The organism is uncultured Veillonella sp. (assembly GCF_934190855.1).
In the GTDB taxonomy this organism is placed as follows: domain Bacteria; phylum Bacillota; class Negativicutes; order Veillonellales; family Veillonellaceae; genus Veillonella.
The window spans coordinates 1-2,042 of record NZ_CAKPTN010000223.1; the positions used below are offsets into that span (position 1 = coordinate 1).

The following is a 2,042-nucleotide window of genomic DNA, read 5'->3' on the forward strand; positions in this document are numbered from 1 at the left end:
CGTTGCGGCTTTATTAGCGGCCGGTGCTGTAAGTATTGCAGGTCTCATCGGTTTCGTAGGCCTTGTGATTCCTCATATGTTACGTCTGATTATTGGCAATGATTATGCCTATCTATTACCCGGATCTGCTCTATTAGGAGCCTTTGTCCTCGTTGTAAGCGACACCGTAGGGCGCGTTCTTATGAGTCCCATTGAAATCCCCGTAGGTATTATTATGGCCTTCTTTGGGGCACCGTTCTTCTTGTATCTATTAAGGAGGGATAGCTGATGAGTACAAATAATTCTGCTATTGCTGTAAAACAGCTATCCGTAACTCTTGGAAATCGAGATATTTTACATGATATTACGGTATCGATACCAACGGGAAAAATTACGACTTTAATTGGTCCTAATGGATGTGGTAAAAGTACGCTTTTACGATCTATGATTGGGTATATTTCTAGCCCTAGTGAGTGTGTAACCATCTTTGATAAGCCTTTATCCTCTTATTCGCAGAATACATTAGCTCGTCAAATGGCATTCTTGCCACAAGTACCAAATATGCCAAAAGATATGACGGTAGAGGAACTTGTATACTGTGGTCGTTATCCGTACCAAAATTGGTGGAAGAATACGGCGAAAGAGGATAGAGAGATCGTAGACTACGCATTATCTATTACAAAAACAGATCATCTTCGTCATCAACTGATTCCATTTCTATCTGGTGGTGAGCGCCAACGGGTTTGGATTGCTATGGCCTTAGCTCAAGAACCAAAGCTTTTAGTACTTGATGAACCTACAACGTATTTAGATATTAATCATCAATTAGAGATTATGGAGCTTTTAAAACGGCTCAATAAAGAGCAAGGTTTAACAGTTCTCATGGTGCTACATGATTTAACACAAGCAGTGCAATACTCTGATTACATGGCTGTTATTAAAGCAGGACACTTGATTGCAGCAGGGGATACAAAGGATATTACCTCTGATTCATTATTTAAAGAGGTGTTCTCTGTAGATGTACAAGTCGATAACTTTGATAATAAACCATACGTACGGGTAAAAGGTTTATTATAGTTGTTGTTGCGTAACTACTATGGTAGTGGTTACAAAATGTATGAAGCGTATGCAACGTATGAAATGATAGTTATCAAAATATAATTAAGTTCGAAGAACAGATACGAATATAAAAAAGGGACTATAACTAGACTGTAGTAAATACATTCTGTTATAGTCCCTTTATTTGTTTTTAAAATGTAACGTCTATGCTGTATGCTTCTTTCACGAGGCGAGCCATAGCTTCAGGTGTTTGAAGACCTGGATTTAATAGGAATAGTTTAGATGGTAGATATACTACGCGGTTATTTTGAACTGCTTTCAAATTCGCCCATGCAGGATTATCTGTCATGGCTTTTTTCATAGCCTTAGTAATTTCTTCTTCTTTGCCCATTGTTACAACAAAGATGATATCTGGATCATCAGCTGCTAGAGTTTCTAAAGAGTAAGGTACAGTTTTATCTGTTGTAGTTTTATCTAAATGACTAGTTACAACATTTGTCATGCCTAATTCTTTAACCATAGAGGCTGTGATAGAAGCATCAGTTTCGGCTGTTACGCCTTTACCAGTAGCACGTAATACAGCTACGCGAGCAGGCTGTTGGCCTTTAACGGCATCCTTTACTTTAGCAATGTTATTTTCATAGGTAGCGATGACGGTTTTGGCTTTATCTTGATGGTTAGTTAACTCACCGAGGAATGTTAAAAGTGGTGCATTATCCTTAATGCCATCATAGTTAATTAGTACTGTTGGAATTTTGCTAGATTGTAGTTGCGCCTCATATTTTTTATGCTGATTTTCGAGGCCTAATACTAAATCCGGATTAAGACCTAACAGTTGTTCCATATTGATGTTGGCTGTTTGACCAAGAGCAGGTAATGCTTCGATTTCAGGCGGTAAACTATCTGTCGTATTTACACGACTAATAGCTTTTCCATCTACTGCATAGAGCATAGATAATACGGAATTAGATAAGACCGCAATTTTTTGAGGATCCTTTGGTACT

The 2,042-nt window shown here is 38.2% G+C and carries 3 protein-coding genes; 2 read left to right on the forward strand and 1 reads right to left on the reverse strand.

Features of this window, described 5'->3' with window-relative positions:
• Window positions 1–268: iron chelate uptake ABC transporter family permease subunit (locus Q0F90_RS09010; RefSeq protein WP_296004920.1), on the forward strand; the 268-nt coding region annotated here is incomplete at its 5' end.
• Complete coding sequence (locus Q0F90_RS09015) at window positions 268–1,056, forward strand: ABC transporter ATP-binding protein (RefSeq protein WP_296004922.1); 789 nt, start codon at window positions 268–270, stop codon at window positions 1,054–1,056. The genes Q0F90_RS09010 and Q0F90_RS09015, both read left to right, overlap by 1 nt.
• A gap of 172 nt (window positions 1,057–1,228) precedes the next feature.
• Here Q0F90_RS09015 and Q0F90_RS09020 read toward each other — a convergent pair.
• Window positions 1,229–2,042: ABC transporter substrate-binding protein (locus Q0F90_RS09020; RefSeq protein WP_296004924.1), on the reverse strand; the 814-nt coding region annotated here is incomplete at its 5' end.